Origin of the sequence: Streptomyces changchenzhani (genome assembly GCF_039766235.1) — a bacterium.
Classification (GTDB): domain Bacteria; phylum Actinomycetota; class Actinomycetes; order Streptomycetales; family Streptomycetaceae; genus Streptomyces.
Window position 1 is genome coordinate 760,819 of sequence record NZ_JBDHNH010000001.1, and the last position, 19,241, is coordinate 780,059.

Annotated in this window: 19 protein-coding genes; 6 read left to right on the forward strand and 13 right to left on the reverse strand. The window is 70.2% G+C overall.

Annotated elements, in window-relative coordinates; all coding sequences use genetic code 11:
• Positions 1 to 85: 85 nt before the first annotated feature.
• Positions 86 to 2,104 (forward strand): Stk1 family PASTA domain-containing Ser/Thr kinase, encoded by a 2,019-nt coding sequence (gene pknB / locus ABCR94_RS03665; protein ID WP_347117501.1) that lies wholly within the window; start codon positions 86 to 88, stop codon positions 2,102 to 2,104.
• A 114-nt stretch (positions 2,105 to 2,218) separates the two neighbouring features.
• Here pknB and ABCR94_RS03670 read toward each other — a convergent pair whose 3' ends face one another.
• From ABCR94_RS03670 to ABCR94_RS03695, 6 genes are read right to left on the reverse strand one after another with little or no spacing between them, the layout of a single operon-like run.
• Positions 2,219 to 2,959: a class E sortase gene (locus ABCR94_RS03670; protein WP_347117502.1), complete on the reverse strand. Its 741-nt coding sequence runs from the start codon at positions 2,957 to 2,959 to the stop codon at positions 2,219 to 2,221.
• Positions 2,960 to 3,005: 46 nt separating this feature from the next.
• Complete coding sequence (locus tag ABCR94_RS03675; protein WP_347117503.1) at positions 3,006 to 4,352, reverse strand: class E sortase; 1,347 nt, start codon at positions 4,350 to 4,352, stop codon at positions 3,006 to 3,008.
• Positions 4,349 to 5,026, reverse strand: a complete 678-nt coding sequence (locus tag ABCR94_RS03680) for an aminodeoxychorismate/anthranilate synthase component II (RefSeq protein WP_347117504.1) — start codon at positions 5,024 to 5,026, stop codon at positions 4,349 to 4,351. The genes ABCR94_RS03675 and ABCR94_RS03680 overlap by 4 nt, the downstream gene beginning before the upstream one ends.
• A complete protein-coding gene (locus ABCR94_RS03685) occupies positions 5,023 to 5,193 on the reverse strand; it encodes a hypothetical protein (RefSeq protein WP_347117505.1) in 171 nt (56 codons plus the stop codon). The genes ABCR94_RS03680 and ABCR94_RS03685 overlap by 4 nt, the downstream gene beginning before the upstream one ends.
• A 59-nt stretch (positions 5,194 to 5,252) precedes the next feature.
• Positions 5,253 to 5,957, reverse strand: a complete 705-nt coding sequence (locus tag ABCR94_RS03690) for a class E sortase (protein WP_347117506.1) — start codon at positions 5,955 to 5,957, stop codon at positions 5,253 to 5,255.
• Positions 5,958 to 5,998: 41 nt separating this feature from the next.
• Entirely contained in the window at positions 5,999 to 6,778 is a 780-nt protein-coding gene (locus ABCR94_RS03695) for a DUF881 domain-containing protein (RefSeq protein WP_347117507.1), read from the reverse strand.
• Between the two features lie 140 nt (positions 6,779 to 6,918).
• Between ABCR94_RS03695 and crgA the strand changes: the two genes are divergently transcribed.
• Complete coding sequence (gene crgA / locus ABCR94_RS03700) at positions 6,919 to 7,176, forward strand: cell division protein CrgA (protein ID WP_347117508.1); 258 nt, start codon at positions 6,919 to 6,921, stop codon at positions 7,174 to 7,176.
• Between the two features lie 276 nt (positions 7,177 to 7,452).
• Here the strand turns inward: crgA and ABCR94_RS03705 are convergent, their stop codons facing one another.
• Together ABCR94_RS03705 and ABCR94_RS03710 are read right to left on the reverse strand one after the other, a co-directional pair.
• A complete protein-coding gene (locus ABCR94_RS03705; RefSeq protein ID WP_347117509.1) occupies positions 7,453 to 8,349 on the reverse strand; it encodes a rhomboid family intramembrane serine protease in 897 nt (298 codons plus the stop codon).
• A gap of 149 nt (positions 8,350 to 8,498) precedes the next feature.
• Positions 8,499 to 9,026, reverse strand: a complete 528-nt coding sequence (locus ABCR94_RS03710) for a peptidylprolyl isomerase (protein WP_347118443.1) — start codon at positions 9,024 to 9,026, stop codon at positions 8,499 to 8,501.
• 272 nt (positions 9,027 to 9,298) lie between these two features.
• Between ABCR94_RS03710 and ABCR94_RS03715 the strand changes: the two genes are divergently transcribed.
• The 3 genes from ABCR94_RS03715 to ABCR94_RS03725 all read left to right on the forward strand — a co-directional run bounded on the left by ABCR94_RS03715 (position 9,299) and on the right by ABCR94_RS03725 (position 12,641).
• Positions 9,299 to 10,003, forward strand: a complete 705-nt coding sequence (locus ABCR94_RS03715; protein ID WP_347117510.1) for a DUF5324 family protein — start codon at positions 9,299 to 9,301, stop codon at positions 10,001 to 10,003.
• Between the two features lie 155 nt (positions 10,004 to 10,158).
• Entirely contained in the window at positions 10,159 to 11,910 is a 1,752-nt protein-coding gene (locus ABCR94_RS03720; protein ID WP_347117511.1) for a sensor histidine kinase, read from the forward strand.
• Between the two features lie 59 nt (positions 11,911 to 11,969).
• Positions 11,970 to 12,641, forward strand: coding sequence for a response regulator transcription factor (locus ABCR94_RS03725; RefSeq protein WP_347117512.1), 672 nt, complete (start codon positions 11,970 to 11,972; stop codon positions 12,639 to 12,641).
• Positions 12,642 to 12,672: 31 nt separating this feature from the next.
• Here the strand turns inward: ABCR94_RS03725 and ABCR94_RS03730 are convergent, their stop codons facing one another.
• From ABCR94_RS03730 to ABCR94_RS03740, 3 genes are all read right to left on the reverse strand, one after another.
• Positions 12,673 to 13,791, reverse strand: a complete 1,119-nt coding sequence (locus ABCR94_RS03730) for an OsmC family peroxiredoxin (protein WP_347117514.1) — start codon at positions 13,789 to 13,791, stop codon at positions 12,673 to 12,675.
• Positions 13,792 to 13,815: 24 nt separating this feature from the next.
• Positions 13,816 to 15,099 carry a trans-sulfuration enzyme family protein gene (locus ABCR94_RS03735; RefSeq protein ID WP_347117515.1) on the reverse strand — a complete coding sequence of 428 codons (1,284 nt, stop codon included), beginning with the start codon at positions 15,097 to 15,099 and terminating at the stop codon, positions 13,816 to 13,818.
• A 61-nt stretch (positions 15,100 to 15,160) separates the two neighbouring features.
• Positions 15,161 to 16,222, reverse strand: a complete 1,062-nt coding sequence (locus ABCR94_RS03740; RefSeq protein WP_347117516.1) for an alanine racemase — start codon at positions 16,220 to 16,222, stop codon at positions 15,161 to 15,163.
• 101 nt (positions 16,223 to 16,323) lie between these two features.
• Here ABCR94_RS03740 and ABCR94_RS03745 point away from each other — a divergent pair, with 101 nt between their 5' ends.
• Positions 16,324 to 16,710 (forward strand): ACT domain-containing protein, encoded by a 387-nt coding sequence (locus ABCR94_RS03745; protein ID WP_347117517.1) that lies wholly within the window; start codon positions 16,324 to 16,326, stop codon positions 16,708 to 16,710.
• 7 nt (positions 16,711 to 16,717) lie between these two features.
• Here the strand turns inward: ABCR94_RS03745 and ABCR94_RS03750 are convergent, their stop codons facing one another.
• Positions 16,718 to 17,953, reverse strand: coding sequence for an MFS transporter (locus ABCR94_RS03750; RefSeq protein WP_347117518.1), 1,236 nt, complete (start codon positions 17,951 to 17,953; stop codon positions 16,718 to 16,720).
• Between the two features lie 11 nt (positions 17,954 to 17,964).
• Positions 17,965 to 19,077, reverse strand: coding sequence for a SagB family peptide dehydrogenase (locus tag ABCR94_RS03755; protein ID WP_347117519.1), 1,113 nt, complete (start codon positions 19,075 to 19,077; stop codon positions 17,965 to 17,967).
• Positions 19,078 to 19,241: the final 164 nt, after the last annotated feature.

Here is a 19,241-nt window from a genome sequence, read left to right on the forward strand (position 1 = left end):
CGTGGCCGGTACCGTATCCGCGAGCAGCACACCGCCGGATCACACACCGGTGTGGTCGGGACAGACGGAGAGGGCTGGATTAGCTATGGAAGAGCCGCGTCGCCTCGGCGGCCGGTACGAGCTGGGCTCGGTGCTCGGCCGTGGTGGCATGGCCGAGGTTCACCTCGCACACGACACCAGGCTCGGCCGCACCGTTGCCGTGAAGACGCTGCGGGTGGACCTCGCCCGCGACCCGTCCTTCCAGGCCCGGTTCCGCCGTGAAGCCCAGTCGGCCGCCTCGCTCAACCACCCGGCGATCGTCGCGGTCTACGACACCGGCGAGGACTACGTCGACAACGTCTCCATCCCGTACATCGTGATGGAGTACGTCGACGGGTCGACCCTGCGCGAGCTGCTGCACTCCGGGCGCAAACTGCTGCCCGAGCGCACCCTGGAAATGACCGTGGGCATCCTCCAGGCACTTGAGTACTCGCACCGCGCCCAGATCGTGCACCGAGACATCAAACCGGCCAACGTCATGCTGACGCGCACCGGCCAGGTCAAGGTCATGGACTTCGGCATCGCCCGCGCCATGGGCGACTCCGGTATGACCATGACCCAGACGTCCGCCGTCATCGGCACCGCCCAGTACCTCTCGCCCGAGCAGGCCAAGGGCGAGCAGGTCGACGCACGCTCCGACCTGTACTCGACCGGCTGCCTGCTCTACGAGCTGCTGACGGTCCGCCCGCCCTTCATCGGAGACTCACCGGTCGCGGTCGCCTACCAGCACGTACGGGAGGAGCCGCAGACCCCGAGCAACTTCGACCCCGAGATCACGCCCGAAATGGACGCGATCGTGTTGAAGGCGCTGGTCAAGGACCCCGACTACCGCTATCAGTCGGCCGACGAGATGCGTGCCGACATCGAGGCGTGTCTCGACGGCCAGCCGGTCGCGGCCACTGCCTCGGTCGGCGCGGCCGGATACGGCGGCTACCCGAACGACCAGCCGACCTCGGCGATGCGTCCCACCGACTCCGGTGCGGGCGCCACGTCGATGCTGCCGCCGATCAACCCGGACGACGGCGGCTACGGCTACGACGAGCGCCCGGACCGCCGCAGGCAGCAGCCGAAGAAGAGCAATACCTCGACGATCCTGCTGATCGTGGCGGGCATCCTGGTGCTCGTCGGCGCGATCCTGATCGGCAAGGCGTTCTTCGGCGAAAACTCGGGCAGCACCCAGGACTCCACCGTACCGACGCTTATCGGCGAGACACTCGACGACGCCAAGGGAATCGCGGCCAACGCCGATGTCACGGTCGAGGTCTCCAAGCGCGAAGAGTGCGAGGACCAGCCCAAGGGCAGGATCTGCAGCCAGAGCCCGGAAGCCAATAAGGTGGTCGCGCCGAACACCGCCGTCTCGGTCGTCGTCTCCACGGGCGCTCCGAAGATCGAGGTCCCGGACGTCGAGGAGAAGTCCGAGGACAGCGCGACGGAGATCCTGGAGAACAAGGGCTTCACGGTGGACACCAAGGCGGTCGAGTCCGAGGAAGAGGTCGGCACGGTCGTCGACCAGGACCCGAAGGGCGGCTCCAAGGCCGAGAACGGCTCCGCGGTCACCATCTCCATCGCGAAGACCTCCAAGGCCGACGTCCCCGACGTCACCGGCCAGGGCTTCGAAGCGGCCAAGAAGCAGCTCACGGACCTCGGCTTCGTCGTGGCCCGGGTGGACGAGGAGTCGGACGCCACGGCGGACTCGGTCATCAAGCAGGACCCCGTGGGCGACAGCCAGACGGACAAGGGCGGCACGATCACCCTGATCGTCGCCAAGGCTCCCGCCGCGCCGGAGCAGGTCGCGGTGCCCGCCGTGGCCGGCCAGCAGCTCAAGGACGCCCGCAAGGCGATCGAGGACGCCGGCCTGACCGTCGGGGCGATCACGGGCCCGCAGGAGGACAACGCGCTCGTCGCCCTCACCCAGCCCCCGGCCGGCACCCAGGTGGCCAAGGGCACGGCCATCGCCCTCACCACCGCCGGAAGCGGCGGCCAGGACAACGGCGGCCAGAACGGCGGGCAGAACGGCGGCGGCTTCATCGGTGGCGGCTTCGGCCGCAACGGGGACGACGACTAGCCCGTACCGCACCGCTGTACACGAGCAAAAGCTGTAGCAAAAGGGGCCGTGGACTTCTTCCGAAGTCCACGGCCCCTTTGCGCTGCCCGGCCGGCCCGCGTCCCGCCGGGCGGATCAGGCCAGTTCCGGGGGCGGAGTGCGGTCGGCGTCGACCTTCTCCGTACGCTCCAGCTCGCCCCACACGATGTACCGGTACTGCGAGGTGTAGACCGGCGTGCACGTCGTCAGGGTGATGTAGCGCCCCGGCTTCTTCTTCCCCGACTCCTCGGGGACCGGGTCGAGCACGTCCACGTTGTACTTCGAGGTCTGCGGCAGCTTCTTGTAGACCTTGTAGACGTACCAGGTGTTCTTCGTCTCGAAGACGACCGCGTCGCCGTCCTTGAGCTTGTCGATGTTGTGGAACTTCGCTCCGTGTCCGTCGCGGTGCGCCGCCAGCGAGAAGTTGCCCTGCTTGTCGGCCGGCAGCGCGGACTTGACCGGGTCGGTGTAGTACCCGGCGACACCCCGGTTGAGGCCCTTGGAGTCGGTGCCCTTCCTGACCAGGATCTCGCCGCCCTTCATGGCGGGTACGTGCAGGAAGCCGATGCCGTCCTTGGTGTCGAGGGCGCCGGGGCCACCGGCCCAGCGGTCACGCACCTCGTTGCCCTGCCGGCCCGCCTCGGCGTCGGCGAGCACGTTCGTCCACCACAGCGAGTACACGACGAACAGGCCGAGCACCACGCCCGCGGTGATCAGCAATTCCCCGAAGACGCTGACGGCGCCCGCGATACGTCCGCGCGCCCCCCACCCCACCGCGGGCGCCGACGCGGGCGCGGGTGCGCCGGTCCGCTCGTCCTGCTCCGTCTTGGCTGCCACCGCGCTCGACCCCGTCCTGGATACTTCCCCTGCGACCGGCGCGGTCTCAGCCGACGAGTGCGTCGGGCCGGCCCTTGCTGCGCGGTCGTTCGTCGACCATCTTGCCCCACACGATCATTCGGTACGTACTCGTGAATTCCGGGGTACAGGTCGTCAAAGTGACGTACCGGCCGGGCCCGGTGAACCCCGAACCCGGCGGCACCGGACTGAGCACCGCGACGTTCCGCGGTGCGGTCTGCGGCAGGATGCTCGCCATTTCGTACGTGTAGTACGTGTCCTGCGTCTCGACGACGATCGCGTCGCCCGGCTCCAGCCTGTTGATGTACCGGAACGGCTCACCGTGGGTGTTGCGGTGGCCCGCCACCGCGAAGTTGCCCTGCTTGTCGGACGGCATCGCCGTCTTGAGCTTGCCCTCCGCGTAGTGGCCGACCATGCCGCGGTCGAGCACGTCGGGCTTGCTGATGCCCTCGGCGACCGGGACCTTCACGTCCAGCTTGGGGATGTGCATGATGGCGAAGCCCTTGCCGGGCTCGAAGGCGCCCGGCTTGCGGCCATTCGCCCAGTCGTTCTCCAGGCTGCTGGCCGTGCCGTTGGCCTGCTGCTGGGCCAGGACGTTCGTCCACCACAGCTGGTAGGTGACGAACAGCAGCATCAGGACGCCGACGGTGATGAACAGTTCGCCGAAGAAGCGGCTGGCGACCACGGCGGGGCCGTCCTTGCCTGCCCGGACCGCGCGCCTGGCCTCCAGCCGGGAGAGCGGCGCCGAACCGTTGCCGTCCGTACGTCCCCGGGCGCCGCCCGGACCGGCCTCGGCGGGCTTGCGTCCCCGCCCCTTGGCCGCCCTGCGGCGCTCCGCGCGGCCACCGGTGGGCGGCGGCGGGTCCTGTTCGGCCGTCCGCCGGGTGTCGACGGCCGGCATCCCGACCGTCGCGTCGTCGTGGCCCGCGTGGGTCGCGCGGGCCGTGCGGGCATCGCGAACGGCCTCGTGGGCGAGAGGCGGCATCGGTGCGGACGCGGGTATCCGCTCGGGCATCGGCGCCGGCTGCTCCTGCCCGTACCAGTCGCGCCGGTAGCCCTCGGGGTCGTACCACTCCTGCGGCTGCTGGTACGGCTGCTGCGGTTGATAGGGCTGCTGAGGCTGCTGGTACTGCAGTGGCTGCTGCGGTTCGGGCTGGGGGTGCCAGGAGGGGGCCTGAGGGCCCTGCTGCGGCGCCGTCGGCCCGGTCGGGGCCTGGAACCACGGCGAGCCCTCACCGCCCGGCAGCGGGTCGTTCAGCGGATCCGCGAGCCGGTCCACCGCCGCCTCGAACTCGGCCGCCGCCCCGTCCCCGTACGCGACCTGCTCGTACGGGCCCTCCTGGCCTGCGTCGTGTCCGGGGCGGAGCTCCGTCACGCCACGGCCTTGCCCTTCCCCGAGCTCTCAGCTTCGTTCGAGCAGCGGAGGCCCCATCCCGGCGCGAGCCCGGCCGATCGCTCCACCGCGCCCGGATCACCGCACTGCGCAAGCCAGTTGGCCAGCATCAGATGCCCGTGTTCGGTCAGCACCGACTCGGGGTGGAACTGCACACCCTCCACCGGCAGATCTCTGTGCCGGACGCCCATGATGATCCCGTCGGCCGTCCGCGCGGTGACCTCCAACTCGGCGGGCAGCGACCCGGGCTCCGCCGCCAGCGAGTGATAGCGCGTCGCGGTGAACGGCGAGGGCAGCCCGGCGAACACGCCCACGCCCTCGTGCGTCACCGCTGACGTCTTGCCGTGCAGCAGCTCGGGCGCCCGGCCCACCACACCGCCGTACGCCACCGCCATCGACTGCATGCCCAGACAGACGCCGAAGACCGGCACGCCCGTCGCGGCGCAGTGGCGCACCATGTCGACGCACACACCGGCCTGTTCGGGCGCCCCGGGTCCCGGCGAGAGCAGTACGCCGTCGAAGCCGTCCTGGGCGTGGCTCAGCTCCACCTGGTCGTTGCGCAGCACCTCGCACTCGGCGCCGAGCTGGTAGAGGTACTGGACCAGGTTGAAGACGAAGCTGTCGTAGTTGTCGACGACGAGGATGCGCGCGCTCACGGGCCCGCCCCTCCGTCGACCGTCACATCGTTGAACGGGAGCAGCGGCTCCGCCCACGGGAAGACGTACTGGAACAGCGCATAGACGACCGCGAGGATCAGTACGAAGGCGATGAACGCCCGCACCCATACGTTGCCCGGCAGACGCCGCCAGATCCAGCCGTACATGCTGTCCCTTCCGTTCGGTCCGGGACCCAGGATAAAGGGCGGCGGCCGGGGCTCGTGGGTCAGCGGCGCAAAGCGGGCGGCTTGCCCTCCGCGACGGGCCGGGTGGCGTCCAGGTGCGCCCAGGCGATCAGCCGGTGGCTGCTGCCCCATTCCGGGTCGCACGTCGTCAGCGTCAGATAGCGCCCAGGACCGTCGAAATCGATCGCGTTCCGTGCCAGCGGGCGCGGCACCGGGTCGATCACGCCGGTGTCGCTCGGCACGGTCAGGTAGGGCTTGTTGTCGATGCGGTACGTGAACCAGGTCGCCCCGTCGGTCAGCACCACCGCGTCGCCGGGCCGCAGTTTCGGGAAGTCCTTGAAGGGGTCGCCGTACGTGCGGCGGTGACCGGCGACGGAGAAGTTCCCCTTCTGCCCGAGCTGCGCGGTCCCCGCGTAGTGCCCGAGCCCCTTCTTCAGGGTCTTCACCTTCGTGCCCTCAAGGACCGGCCAGTCCCAGCTCTTGCCGAGCCGCGGCACATACATCACCGCGAAGGGTTTGCCCGGCCGGTACGCCGCGGGAACGGGCGGCGAGCCCTGCACGGGCGACGAGCGGTCCGGGACGGCGCCCTGCGCCCACTGGTCCTGGAGCTGGTCTATCTGCCCGTCGCTCGCGTCGGTGGCCTGCACACCGGTCCAGAACACCAGATACACCACAAAGAGCACGATCACCGTGCCGATGGTGATGGACAGTTCACTGAAGGTCCTGACGACCAGTCGCACCGACACCGGCTCCCCCAAGCGCTACCCGTCGAAGCACTACCCGTCGGTCACCCGACGGGACTCGCATAGTGGAGATCCACTGTGCCCGAGTAGCCGGGCAGAGTCATCGCCTCGTGTTCGTCAACTTTCCACCCCAGGCCGTACGCCTTCACGTACAGCTGGTAATTCTGGATCGCCGTGGAGGCCGTGAGCGCGCGCTGGAGCCGGTCCGGGTCGCCGACGGCCGTGACCTTGTACGGCGGCGAGTAGACGCGGCCCTGGAGGATCAGGGTGTTTCCGACGCAGCGCACGGCGCTGGTGGAGATCAGCCGCTGGTCCATGACCTTGATCCCCTCGGCGCCGCCCTGCCAGAGCGCGTTGACGACGGCCTGCAGGTCCTGCTGGTGAATGACCAGGTCATTGGGTTGCGGCTCGGGGTAGCCCGGGTTGGCGGTGGCGTTCGGCGGGGCGTCGTCGAGTGTGACGGTGAGGGCCTCGCCCGAGAGCTTCTTGGTGCCCGCCGACTGCTCCAGCGCCTTGAGCTTGGCGTCCTCGGCCTTCGTACTGCCGTCGTCGCGCTGCGCGAGGGCGTCGACGTCCCCGCGGACGGCCGCGGTGGACTCCTCAAGCGCCGCGTTGTTGTGACTGCGCTGCTGGATGAGGTCGGACAGCTTCAGCAGCGAGTCGTCCGTGCGGATGTTGGTGCCCTTGGCCGTGTTGAAACTGGTGACGAAGATGAGACCGGCGAGAGCGAAAACGGCAGCGGTCAGAACCCTGACCGGCCGCAGGGCGGGGCGTCCGACGGGACGCCTGGCCGGCTCGGTGGGGGAGTCGGCAGAATTGCTCAACGTACCCTTATCTCCTTCTACGCCGCGGAAGCACTACGCTAACGGACGCCCGGGGGAGGCAGTGTTCCCGCAGCTCCCGCCCCAGGCACCAGCCACAGTTCCCTGCGCGGTAACGCAGCGCATCGACAGGAGAGTCCCTCGTGCCGAAGTCACGTATCCGCAAGAAGGCAGAATTCACGACGCCTTCCGCCTCGAAGCAGGCAACGAGCATCAAGCTGACGAACCGCAGCTGGGTCGCGCCGATCATGTTGGCGTTCTTCCTGATCGGGCTCGCCTGGATCGTGGTCTTCTACGTGACCGAGGGCGATCTCCCGATCAAGCCCTTCGGCAACTGGAACATCGTGGTCGGCTTCGGCTTCATCGCCGCCGGCTTCGGTGTCTCCACGCAGTGGAAGTAGCGCGTTCCAGGTCCGTCCCGGGCCGGTTCCGCAAGCCTTGACCAGAGGTTATCCACAGCGTTGTCCACACAGGTGGAAAAGGTCGGAAGATCTGTGGATAACTTCCAGGGTGTTGACGCCGGTATGACTGGCTAGGCCCCCTGGGTGACATGGCCCGCCCCTTGTCCTTACTGGGAAAACCCAGCTCAGCGACAAGGGGCACAGCTGTTCCCCACAGGATGCACAAGATCCGCCATTCGCTGTGGACAACTGGGCGACAACCGGTGTGGAAATCGTTCAGGAGAGCGCGGCGGTGCGGGCCAGCACCACGCCGAGAACGACGACCAGCACCAGGGCGCAGGTGCCCCACTGCACCAGGGTCCGATGCTTGCGCGGCGCGTGCACCAGGCCGATCGCGAGGGCGACCCCGGCGACCAGGCCGCCGATGTGCGCCTCCCAGGCGATCCCGCTCCAGGTGAAGGTGAAGAGCAGGTTCAGCGCGAGGAGCACCAGGACCGGCTTCATGTCGTAGTTCATTCGCCGCATCAGCACGGCCGTGGCGCCCAGCAGCCCGAAAATCGCACCGGACGCGCCGAGAGAGGGCTGATTCGGCGCGGCGACAAGATAGGTGAGCGCGCTGCCGGCCAGGCCCGAGAGCAGATACAGCGCCAGAAAGCGGGTGCGGCCCAGCGCCGCCTCCAACGGGGGGCCAAGCCACCACAGGCCCAGCATGTTGAACCCGATGTGCCAGATCTCCTGGTGCAGGAACATCGCGGTGACCAGCCGGTACCACTGGCCGTCCGCGACTCCCACCACCTCGTTGACCTGTGGATTGAAGGCCAGACCGATGAGGTCGAGATCGCCGACAAGCCGGCTCTCGGTCGCCATCACCGCGACAAAGAGGGCCACGTTGATGGCCAGCAGCACCTTGGTGACCAGGCGCGGGTCAGCCGCGGTCGTGCCGCCCGCCAGCGTGCGCGGCTGGTTCGCGGTCGGGGAGTGTCCCGTGCCGGAGCCATCGCGGACACATTCCGGGCACTGGAAACCGACCGAGGCGTCGACCATGCACTCCGGGCAGATCGGGCGCTCACAGCGGGTGCACCGGATGCCCGTCTCACGCCCCGGGTGCCGGTAGCAGGTCGGCGGGCCGCCGGTGGCGGCGCTCTGGTCCGGGTTTCCTGGCGGCTGGTCCATCGGTCCCCTTGAAACTGGTGCCTGTCGGCTCGGTGCCGATCGGCTCGGTGCCAGTGGCGGTACAGCCCGCGGTGCAGCTCAATGCACCACGCCCCGCCTATCCAGTACGGACGGGCGGGGCGGGATGGTTCCCGTAAAGCCGTGCGGCCTCAGCGGGTCTCGACGACGACCGTCTCGATGACGATGTCGGAGACCGGACGGTCGGTGCGCGGGTTGGTCGGCGTGGCGATGATGCCGTCCACGACCTTCTGGCTGGCCGGGTCAGTGATCTCACCGAAAATGGTGTGCTTGCGGGTCAGCCAGACGGTCGGCGACACCGTGATGAAGAACTGCGAGCCGTTGGTGCCTGGACCCGCGTTGGCCATCGCCAGCAGGTACGGCTTGTCGAAGGCGAGGTCGGGGTGGAACTCGTCCTGGAACTCGTAGCCGGGGCCACCCGTGCCGTTGCCCAGCGGGTCGCCGCCCTGGATCATGAAGCCGCTGATCACCCGGTGGAAGACGGTGCCGTCGTACAGCCGGTCCATGACCTTCTTGCCCGAGGTCGGGTTCGTCCACTCGCGCTCACCCTTGGCGAGCTCCACGAAATTCTTGACCGTCTTGGGTGCGTGGTTCGGCAGGAGCCGTACCTGGATGTCGCCCTGGTTGGTCTTCAGGGTGGCGTAAAGCTGCTCGGCCACGGTGCTGCCTTCCTCAAACATCTGCATTGATATGTCCGATCCTCGCACGGACCGGTTTGCGACGAGTAGCGGCGGAACCGGGGCGCTCGGCGACGAACCGTGGCATTGTCGTTCGCAAGCTCCCCTTGCACCGCAATGCCCGAAGTCACCTCGCATGACCCCTTTCATGACCCGGATGCCTGTTCTCACGTGCCTCGGAGGCCGCTGACAGGCATGATCTCGAAATGGGTGGAAAGGCGAACAACCGAACCGCCACCAAGGAGGAGGATCCAGTGACCCGCATCGACAGCGTGCGCGCCGCATCCGAATCGGCGAAGGAGAGCGTGCTGCACGCCGCGGAAGTGGTGGCGCCCTACGCCGGTACGGCCAAGGACCAGGCCACGCATTTTGCGCACGAGACCCGAGTACGACTCGCGCCCAAGGTGTCGCAAGCAGCCCAGCAGGCCAAGGTCCAATACGGAGCACATGTGGCACCGCGGGTGGAGCAGGCCCGCACCCATGTGCCCCCGAAGGTCGACAAGGCCGCGCACCGGGCCGCCGCTCGCACCCGGCACGCCGCCCGGCAGGCCGTGGACTACACGGTCCCGCGTGTGGAACACGCGGTGGCCAGCGCCCAGCCCCTTCGCGAGGAGGCCGCCGCACGCAGCGCGGCAGCTCTGGCCGCCCTGCGCGGACAGGTCTCGCAGAACGAGATCAGGAAGCTCGTCAAGAAGCACGAGCGGCGGGCAAGGGCCGGCCGTCTGGCCAAGGGCCTCGCCGTGATCGGCGTGCTGGCGGGCGGTGCTTTCGCCGCCTGGAAGTGGTGGGACAAGCAGGCCAACCCCGACTGGCTGGTCGAGCCCCCCGCTGCCACCGAGGTTCCCGACCGTGCGCCGCTGACCTCGGTCGACGGCAGCAGTCAGGCACTCGATCCCGAGGTCCAGGCCAAGCAGGCCGAAGCCGAGGCCGATTCGGCGAAGCGCGACAAGAACACCTGATAACAGGTCAGTAGGCAGCACGGCGAGGCGGGTGCCGCCGGACACCATTCGGGTCCGGCGGCACCCGCCTCGTCGTGCGCTGTCCTCTTTCGTAGCGAAGCCGTGCGACGAAAGAGGGGCGCGGGCGCCGCAGCGGGCTGCTTAGAGTTCGGGCCGTGAACGTGTCATCGAAGTTTCGTACGGGACGGCAGTGGCTGGTGGGCCCCGAACCGTGGCCCGTGCGCCGGATCGCCGGTGAGGCCGTACTCGCGCTTGTCCTGGCCCTGCTGGCGGCCGGCATCCAGGAGCTGATCGGCAGCACCGGGCAGGCGCAGCTCGGTACCGCGCTCGCCGTCGCCGCCCTGTCGCTGCTCCGGCGCAGGCTGCCCGTCAGCGTGCTCGTGGTGGCGGGCGCGATGAGCGGCGTGGTGGCCGGGTTCGCGGCGCTGCTGATCGTCGCCGGCTGGTCCGCGGGGCGCAGGATCGCGGGGGCGGGCCGCGCCCTGGCCGCGTTCACCGCTGCGTACGTCCTGTTCATCGCCATCAGCGCCGCCTCGGAGTGGCCGGCCTTCTCGCCGCTGACGCTCGGCCTGTTCAACACGCTCTACTTCCTGGCGACCACGGTCGTGCCCGGCCTCGCCAGCCGCTATCTGACGCAGCGCCGCACCCTGCTGCACGCCCTCCAGCAGCGCAACGCCCAACTGCTGCGCGAGCGGACCATGGTGGCCGGTCAGGCGCGGCTGCGCGAGCGCCAGCGCATCGCCCAGGACATGCACGACAGCCTGGGCCACCAACTGGCGCTGATCTCCGTGCACACCGGCGCGCTGGAGGTGGACCCCGCGCTGACGGACCGCCAGCGTGAGGGCGTCGGCGTGCTGCGCAACGCCTCGGTGGCCGCGATGCACGAGCTGCGCCAGGTCGTCGGCATCCTCAAGGACGGCGTCGAGGCCCCGGACACCGCCTCGCACCCCGCCGACGACCGGCACCCGGCGGCGCGCGGCGCGGCCGGTGTCGAGGGCCTGGTGACGGCGGCGCGGGCCGCCGGCAACGGCGTAGAGCTGCGGCGCACCGGCGAGCAGCGTCCCCTGGCCGCCGCCGCGGACCATGCGGCGTACCGCATCGTCCAGGAGGCTCTGACGAACGCGTACAAGCACGCGCCAGGCGCCCCGATCACCGTGGAACTGCGGTACGAACCGGACTCCCTGGTGGTCGAGATCGCGAACGGCCCCGCTCCGGCGACCGCCCGGGGCGGGGCCGTGAGCGGTGGGCAGGGGCTGACCGGGCTGCGTGAGCGCGCGCGGCTGGTCGGCGGAATGGTCCATGCCGGGCGCACGGACGGCGGGGGTTTCCGGGTGGCCGGCGTCCTCCCGTACGGGCCGGACGGCCTCCCCCAGGCCGCCGAGGGCACTTCCGGGGGCGTGGACGCGTTGCTCTTCGTGGACGCCGAGGACGACTTCCGGCAGCAGGCGCCGGGGTCGGGGTCGGATCCGCGAGCGATCGGTCCGGGGGTCGACTGGACCGTTTCGCAGCGTGAGCTGGACATGGTGGGCGGGCACGGCAACAAGGCCACCGGAATCGCGATGGGCTGCGGGATCGCCGTGGCGAGCCTGGTGCTGCTCGCGGTGGCGGGCGGCTTCGCGGTGTTCTTCCTCGTGGGCTCGCTGGACAAGGTCATGATCGACCCCGGCGAGTACCGGGCGGTGAAGATCGGCGCGTCCGAGAAGTCGGTCCGTGACAGCCTGCCCAAGGGCGATTCCGTTCTGGCGACCGGATTCGGGGGAAAGGGACCCCCCGAGCCGGAGGGCGCCGACTGTCTGGTCCTGATGTCCTCGGCGACGGCGGACCATCCCGCCGCCGAGCCGGTTTTCCGGTTCTGCTTCAAGGACGGCAAGCTGATCGAGAAAAAGTCCTACGACGTCGAGCGATAAGAAGCGACAAGAAGACGAACAAGGCGAGCGGCAAAACGAGCGGCAAGTCGGGAGTACGGGTGACGGATCCGCACATCAGGGTCGTGATCGCCGACGATGAACCCCTCATCCGGGCAGGCATCCGGATGATCCTCACGTCGGACCGGTCCATCGAGGTCGTCGCGGAGGCCGCGAACGGCCGCGAGGCCGTCGAACTGGCGCGCTCGCACGCCGTGGACGTGGTCCTGCTCGACATCCAGATGCCGGTGATGGACGGCCTCACGGCCCTGGCCGAGCTGCGCAGGGTCGTGCCCGCGACGCGGGTGATCGTACTGACGACATTCGGCGAGCGGCAGAACGTACTGCGGGCGCTGGAGCACGGGGGCGCCGGTTTCCTGCTCAAGGACTCGGCGCCCGCCGAGCTGATCCGGGCGGTACGGGCCGCCGCGGCCGGGGACGCGTACCTCTCGCCCGCCGCGACCCGGCATGTGGTGGAGCAGCTGGCATCGGGGCGGGCTCCGGCCCGCGCCGACCGGGCGCGGCAGCGGGTCGCGGCGCTGAGCGGACGGGAGCGGGAGGTTCTCGCACTGCTCGGCGAGGGCCTGTCCAACGCGGACGCGGGCAGGCGGCTGCGGATGAGCGAGGCCACGGTGAAGACGTACGTCAGCCGCATCCTGGCGAAGCTGGAGTGCGAGAACAGGGTGCAGGCGGCGCTGTTGGCCCGCGACGCCGAGGAGTTCCTGCGCGAATAGCGTGAGGGGGCGGGCGGGGCAGGAGGGTGCGTCAGCGCGCGGTGAGCTCGTCGCGGACCGCTTCGGCTTCGGCTGTGGTGCTGTTCACGGAGAGCACGCGCGTGCCGCGGAGCCACAGCTCGACGTCCACCGCGCGTGGAGTGGCGAGGGTGGCCACCAGTACCGAGCGGGACAGCGCCGTGGACAGCGCCGAGGACAGCGCGGCGGCGTCCGGCATCGGGCCCGGAGCGGCGGCTTCGAGGGACAGGCCATGGAACCGGCTCGGGGCCTCCCGGGTGACATTGAGCATCCCGCGGGTGTCGAGGCACCCCATGACGCGCAGCGGCACCGGGCCGTGTTCGTCGCCCAGCAGGGCGGTCAGTTCCGCGCCGACGGCCGCGAGCAGGAGCTCCTGGGAGTTCGGGGCCCGGTCGATGCCCAGCATCTGCTTGGCCTGGTCGACCCGCCACGGGCCCGACGTGTGGTCCGCGCCGTGTGCGCGGACGGTGGTACGAAATCCGGCCTCGGAACCGTACTCCCAGGTGACGGTCGCTTCGACGGGGCACGCGGCGTGGGATCCGGAGGAGGATGCGGGCGGCGGAACGGCCACCGGCGCCGTACTCCCGTCGGAGTGCGTGACGGCGGCCTCGTCCCACACCGACTCGTCCAGGACCACCCGGTGATTGGGGCTGAAGGCGGTGACCAGGCGGTTGATCGAACGGGCCATGTCGGCGTCCGCGTCCGCGTCGACGTCACAGCGCCACCTGATGTTCTCCAGGGGGCGCCCGGCGACCGGCTCCCCCGTGTCGTCGACCGCCAGCTCGGCCCTGGCGGTGACGCTGATACCGCCCAGCGTGACGCCGCGGGCAGTGTAGCCGTTGACCGTGGTCACCAGGACGCAGGCGCCGAGCGAGGCGAGCGCCGCCTCGTACACCGTGGGATGCGGCGCGGCCGGGTCCCGGGGGGTGAGGGCGAGCCGGTGGGACAGCCGGAAGTCGCGGGCCATCCGGACGGTGCCGTTGCGGGCCGTGAGGGTGCGGGAGGCGACGGTCCCCGGGGAGGACGCACCCGCGGGTGTCTCCACACCGAACCGGGCCATGGCCTCCGCGGGGTTCTCGCGGATCTCGTGCACCATCTCCGAGACCCCGGTGATGTTCAGCCCGTTGCGCATGGGGTTTGTTCCTTTCGGTAGGACTCAGAGTCCGCTGAGAGCCTGGTCGAGGTCGGCGATGAGGTCGTCCGTGTCCTCGATGCCCACGGAGAACCGCACGAGGCCGGGCGCGATCCCCACCTCGCCGCGCTGACGCTCGGTCAGGAAGCTGTGGGAGGTGTTGAACGGCAGGCTGATCAGGGACTCCACGCCGCCGAGGCTGGTGGCGACCAGCGGGATGCGCAGCCGGTCCAGGAGTTTGAGCGCCGCCTCGTCGCCGCCGGCCAGTTCGAAGGACACCATCCCGCCGAAGCCGTCGGGGTTCATGTCGTGCAGCCAGGTGTACGGGTAGTCCGGGCGGGAGGGGTGGTGGACCTTGCGCACCGAGGGGTGCCCGGCGAGGAACTCGGCGACGGTGACGGAGCTCTCGCTGTGCTGACGCATCCGGAGCGCCAGCGTCTTCAGGCCGCGCTCCAGCAGGAAGCACATCATGGCGTCCAGTGAGCCGCCGAACTTGAGCATCTGGGCCCAGATCCGGTCGATGTACTTGCGCTGGCCCGCCGCGATGCCCGCCGTCACATCGCTGTGTCCGTTGAGGTACTTGGTGGCGCTGTGGATGACGATGTGCGCTCCCTGCTCCAGGGCGCGCAGACAGACCGGTGGCAGGAACGTGCCGTCCACGACCAGCAGCAGGTCCTTCTCCCGTGCGAGCCGGCCAAGCTCCACCAACGGGGCTGCCTTGAGCAGCGGGTTGGTCAGGGTTTCGAAGAAGAGGACCTGGGTGTTCTCCTGGACAGCCGCGCGGATGGCGTCGATGTCGACGGGGTCGGTGAAGGTGACTTCCCGGCCCAGCTGGTGCATGTCCTCGCGCAGCAGATTGAACGTACCGCCGTAGACGTCGCGCGAGGAGACGATGTGGCCGCCGTGGTTGGTGAGGGCGAGCAACGTCGTGGTGATCGCGGCCATGCCCGAGGAGAACAGCAGGGCGCTCTCGGCGCTCTCCAGGGATGCGAGCTTCTCCTGTACGGCCCACTGGTTCGGGCTGCCGTACCGGCCGTAGATCGGTACGTCCCTGATGTGGCCCTGGTCGAACGCCTCGTAGGTGTCCTCGGTGAAGGCAAACGTAGTGGTCTGGAAGATCGGGGTGCCGACGGCCCCGGTGACCGGGTCCTCGTAGGTCCCGGCGTGCACACTCCGGGTACCAGGACCCGCCTCGTCCATGACGCGTTGCTGGGGCAGGCGCGGGCCGGGGACCCGGCCCCGGCGGAGGGAGTTCATCCAGGGGCGGTCGTGGCCCGCTCCCGGCGCTTCTCCATTTGATCTCGTCATGTGTGGTCCTGCCTCTCGGGTGTGCGTGGGAAGGGGCCTGTTCCCCGTGGGCGTGCGCCGCTCAGGAGCCGGCCGGCGGGCGGTCGTGCGGCCCCGCCCGGTCCGGTGTCGCGGGTGGCGCGGCGGGCGTGTCCTGGGCATTGAGCACCTGCCACGAGCCGATGAGCCGTTCCTCGTCGTGTTCGTACACCGTCACCGTGTCGATCTGGGGGGTGAGCGCGCAGATGTGCGGCGGCGCCAGCCGGGCCCCGGGGCCCGCCGTGGTGGCCAGCCGCCGGTGATCGGAGGGGGACTGCCAGGGATAGGGGTGGGCGTCCAGCACCCGGTCGCCCTCCGCCGGGTCCCCGGCGGTGACGGTGACCGCCACATCACTCGGGTCGCAGAAGCCGATCGACGCCATTCCCGCGTCCTGCAGGGCGTAGGCGCCCGCGCAGATCTCGGTGACGCCGGGCACCGCGAGCGCCCCGTCGGCGGTGGGGGTGCCGCCGACCGCGACCGCCGGGCAGGGCAGGCCCGCGTCCCGCAGCAGGGTGGCGATCCGCAGCACGTACTCGGCGGTGAGCCGGCCGGTGGTGGCCGGGTCTCGCGCCGCCCCGGCGGTGAGCAGCGCCTGGTAGGCGGTGACGCCGTCGAACCGCAGGCCCGGCCGGGAGGCGACGGCCCGTGCCGTCGCGAGGAGTTGCGCGTCGGGCGTCGCGGTGGCGTCCAGACCGGTGCCGAGTTGGAGCCTGACGCCGACGCTGGTCCCGGCCCGCGCTGCCGCCCCGGCCAGGCCCTCCACGGTGGCCACGCTGTCGACGTGCACCGACAGGCGGCAGTGCCGGGCCAGTTCCGCGCACTCCTGCCACCGCCAGGGCTCGGTCCAGGGGTGCGCGATCACCACGTCGTCGATGCCGGCCGCGACATAGCCGCGGGCCTGTGCGAGCTGGGTGACCGCGATGCCGACGGCGCCGGCCCGCACCTGCCGCAGGGCGATCTCGGTGGTGCGGTGCCCCTTCACATGGGCGCGCACCCGGACGCCGTGCGCGGCGGCCCGGACGTGCAGCCGTTCTATGTTGCGGTCGGCGCGGGCCAGGTCGATCAGCACCTGGACAGGCGCGCCGGGCGCCTTCTGCTGTGTCATTCGGCGGGTTCCCTCCGATGCGTGGCCGGTGGACGGGGAAGAGAGAGGGGGCAGGTCGAGGGGGAGGTCGTCGTCCGCGCGGCTGCGCCTAAAGTGGCGGGATGACGACGCCTCCGACCCAGCGCCTGCGGGTACTTGCCGCCGATTACACCGTCGAGCATCTGCCCGACGGGCTGTTCCCGACGGACGACTCCTGGCTGGCGCTGGTCCGCGCCCCGGAGGGACTGACCGTGATCCGTGAGGTGCCCGACTCCTCGCGGGTGGAGTCCGGCACGGAGCTGTGGGCCGGGCTGTACGGGGACGTGGCCCACGGCCTGGACCTGCCCGGCATGCTGGCGGCCGTCGTCGGCCCCCTCGCGACCGCGGGGGTCCCGGTCTTCGTCTCGTCGACCTTCCACAGCGACCTGGTGCTGGTCCCCCGCGCACGGGTGGCCGATGCCCATGCCGCGTTGCGTGCGGCCGGACACGAGGTGGCCGAGTCCGTCTGACGCTCCCTCAATTTCCATGTGCGGCCTGCATCTTGGGCGCCGCGGCGGAGGGCATCTCCCGTACGTCGCGGATGAGCAGGAGGCAGGGAAACATGACGAGCAGGGCGACTCCGCACACCCAGAGAACCGGTCGCGGGCCGGTGCTCGCCGCGACCAGGGGGATGAGCAGCATGCCGAGGGGCTGGCAGGCCATGGACCCCAGCCACTCGTAGGCGCTGACGCGGGAGAGCCGGTCGTTGGGGATGCGGCTCTGCAGGGTGGTCTCCCACAGGGTGTTGAAAAAGGTCAGGCCGAAGCCGCCGATGAAGGCCGCGAACGCCACGGCGGGGGCCGGGAGTTCGAGGGCCAGCGCCAGGATCGGGGCGGAGAACAGCGAGACCGCCAGGGCCCCCGATCTGAGGGGCAGCCGGATCTTCAGCCAGAGGGTCGCCAGGCCGCCGGAGCAGGCCCCGGCGCCGAAGCTCCCCACGATCAGCCCCCAGGCGACCGGGCCGCCGAGGCGGTCGTTCACCAGGGCGGGGCCCAGCACCAGGTACGCGGCCTGGAACATATTGGCCAGGGACGCCAGGGCCACTGTCGTCCACACCCAACGACGAGCGGTGAACTCCCGCCAGCCCTCGCGCAGATCACTCAGCATCGTGCGCGCCGACAGCCGGGCGGAGACGATGGCCTTGGGCAGGAAGCACAGGCACACGCCGCTGATGGCGAAGGTCGCCGCGTCGGCCGCGATGGCCCAGCCCGCACCCGCGAACGCCACCAGTAGTCCCGCGAGCACGGGGCCGGCCACATTCCCGGCGGCGCGGGCCAGGCTGAACAGCGAGTTGGCCTCCTGCAACCGCTCCGCGGGCACCGTCTGCGGGACCAGGCCGGTGATGGCGGGCATGAAGAGCGCCGAAGCGGTCCCGTGCACCACTTGCAGCGCGACCAGCTGCCAGATGTGCGCCGAGCCGGTCAGCAGCAGAGCGGCCAGCACGCCCTGGCCCGCCGCGCGTACGGCGTCGGCCCAGAGCATCACCGTCCTGCGCGGCAGCCGGTCGGCGATCACACCGCCGATCAGCATGAGGGCCAGCAGCGGAACGACCCGGGCCGCGAGCACCAGGCCGAGGTCCTCGGGGCCGCCGATGGCGAGCACCGCGAACGCGAGCGCGACCGGGGCCATGTAGTCGCCGACGAGCGAGGCCAGGCTGCCCAGAAAGAACCAGCGGAAGTCGCGCTCCCGCAGGACGTCCAGCTTGCCGGTCACCCGCCGCGGGCTCATCCCAGCCCGTCCCACTCGTCGCGCGGATAGGAGAACGCCGGCTTCGATCCGTCGAGCATCCCTGCCTGCCGCTCGGCCTCGTCGGGGGCCGGGGTGCCGAAGCCGGTCACGCCCAGGGGTATCTCCGCGTTCCAGTCCAGGCTGAGGACCTTCTCCACGGTCTCGTCGCGGATCGCGGCGGTGAAGAACACCCCGAGCCCCAGGGCCGTGCCCGTCAGATAGGCCGTCTGACTCACATGTCCGAGATCGGCGAACAGCATGCGGTACGTCCTGCTCATCGGGTACTTCCAGGCCGAGCGCTCCAGCACGGCCGAGTACACGAACAGGACGGGGGCGCGGGCCACGAAGCTCTGGTCGCCGCACCAGTGGAGGACTTCCTCGTCGGTGGGGGCGTCCACCGGGAGCGGTTCTAGGGCGTGCGCGTCCGGGTCGTAGTGGTAGACCCCCGACGGCACTCCCGTCACATCGCGGACGACCGGATAGATCTCGACGGGGTGCCGTGAGCCGCCGGACGGACTGGCCTTGAGGAGCGAGACACCGAACTGCGGCAGGTCGACCCGGTACTGAACGCCCGCGGCCCAGTGCAGCATGGTGCTGAGCCGGCTGAGGCTCACCGGCTGCCCCGGGGCGAACCGCCTGGTCGTACGGCGGCGCCGCAGTGCCTGCGCCAGGTCCATCGGCAGCGGAGCGGGTTCGGGCAGCGGGACCGGTCGCGTGCCGTAGCGCTTGAACGGCTCGGGTTGCGGCTCCGACTCCCCCTTCTGCCGCAGCCGCACGGTGTCCTCGGCCGCGGAGACGAAGCGCTCGCCGTCGTGCGTGCGGGACGCCAGGTGGAAGTACCTCGCCGCAGTGCCCCAGGTCCGCCACGGGCCGGGCGCGTCCTCACGGTGATGCTCCGGCGAGCCCTCCTCGATCAGGAGGCCCGCCTCCAGGAGCTGCTTGACCAGGTCGGTGTCCTCCTCGCGGGGCTCCGACCAGGCGGAGTAGCGCGGCAGCAGGTCCCACACCAGCGGGCGCAGGGCGAACTGACGGTGATTGACCGGGTCGTCGCAGACGAGCTGCCCGTTCCTGCAGGTGAAGACGACCGATCGCGAGATGCGTAGCCGCATCTGTCCCCCTTGGCGTATGGACCGCCGCCCGATGCGGGGCATCGGGCGGCGGGAGGTGCTGTGCTCAGACGCAGTTGGGAATCAGACAGTGCTGCGGCGTCTCGTACTCGTCCTCGACGAGGACCTCGAAAGCGGTGCTCTGCGTTTCGGCGTTCTGCATATGC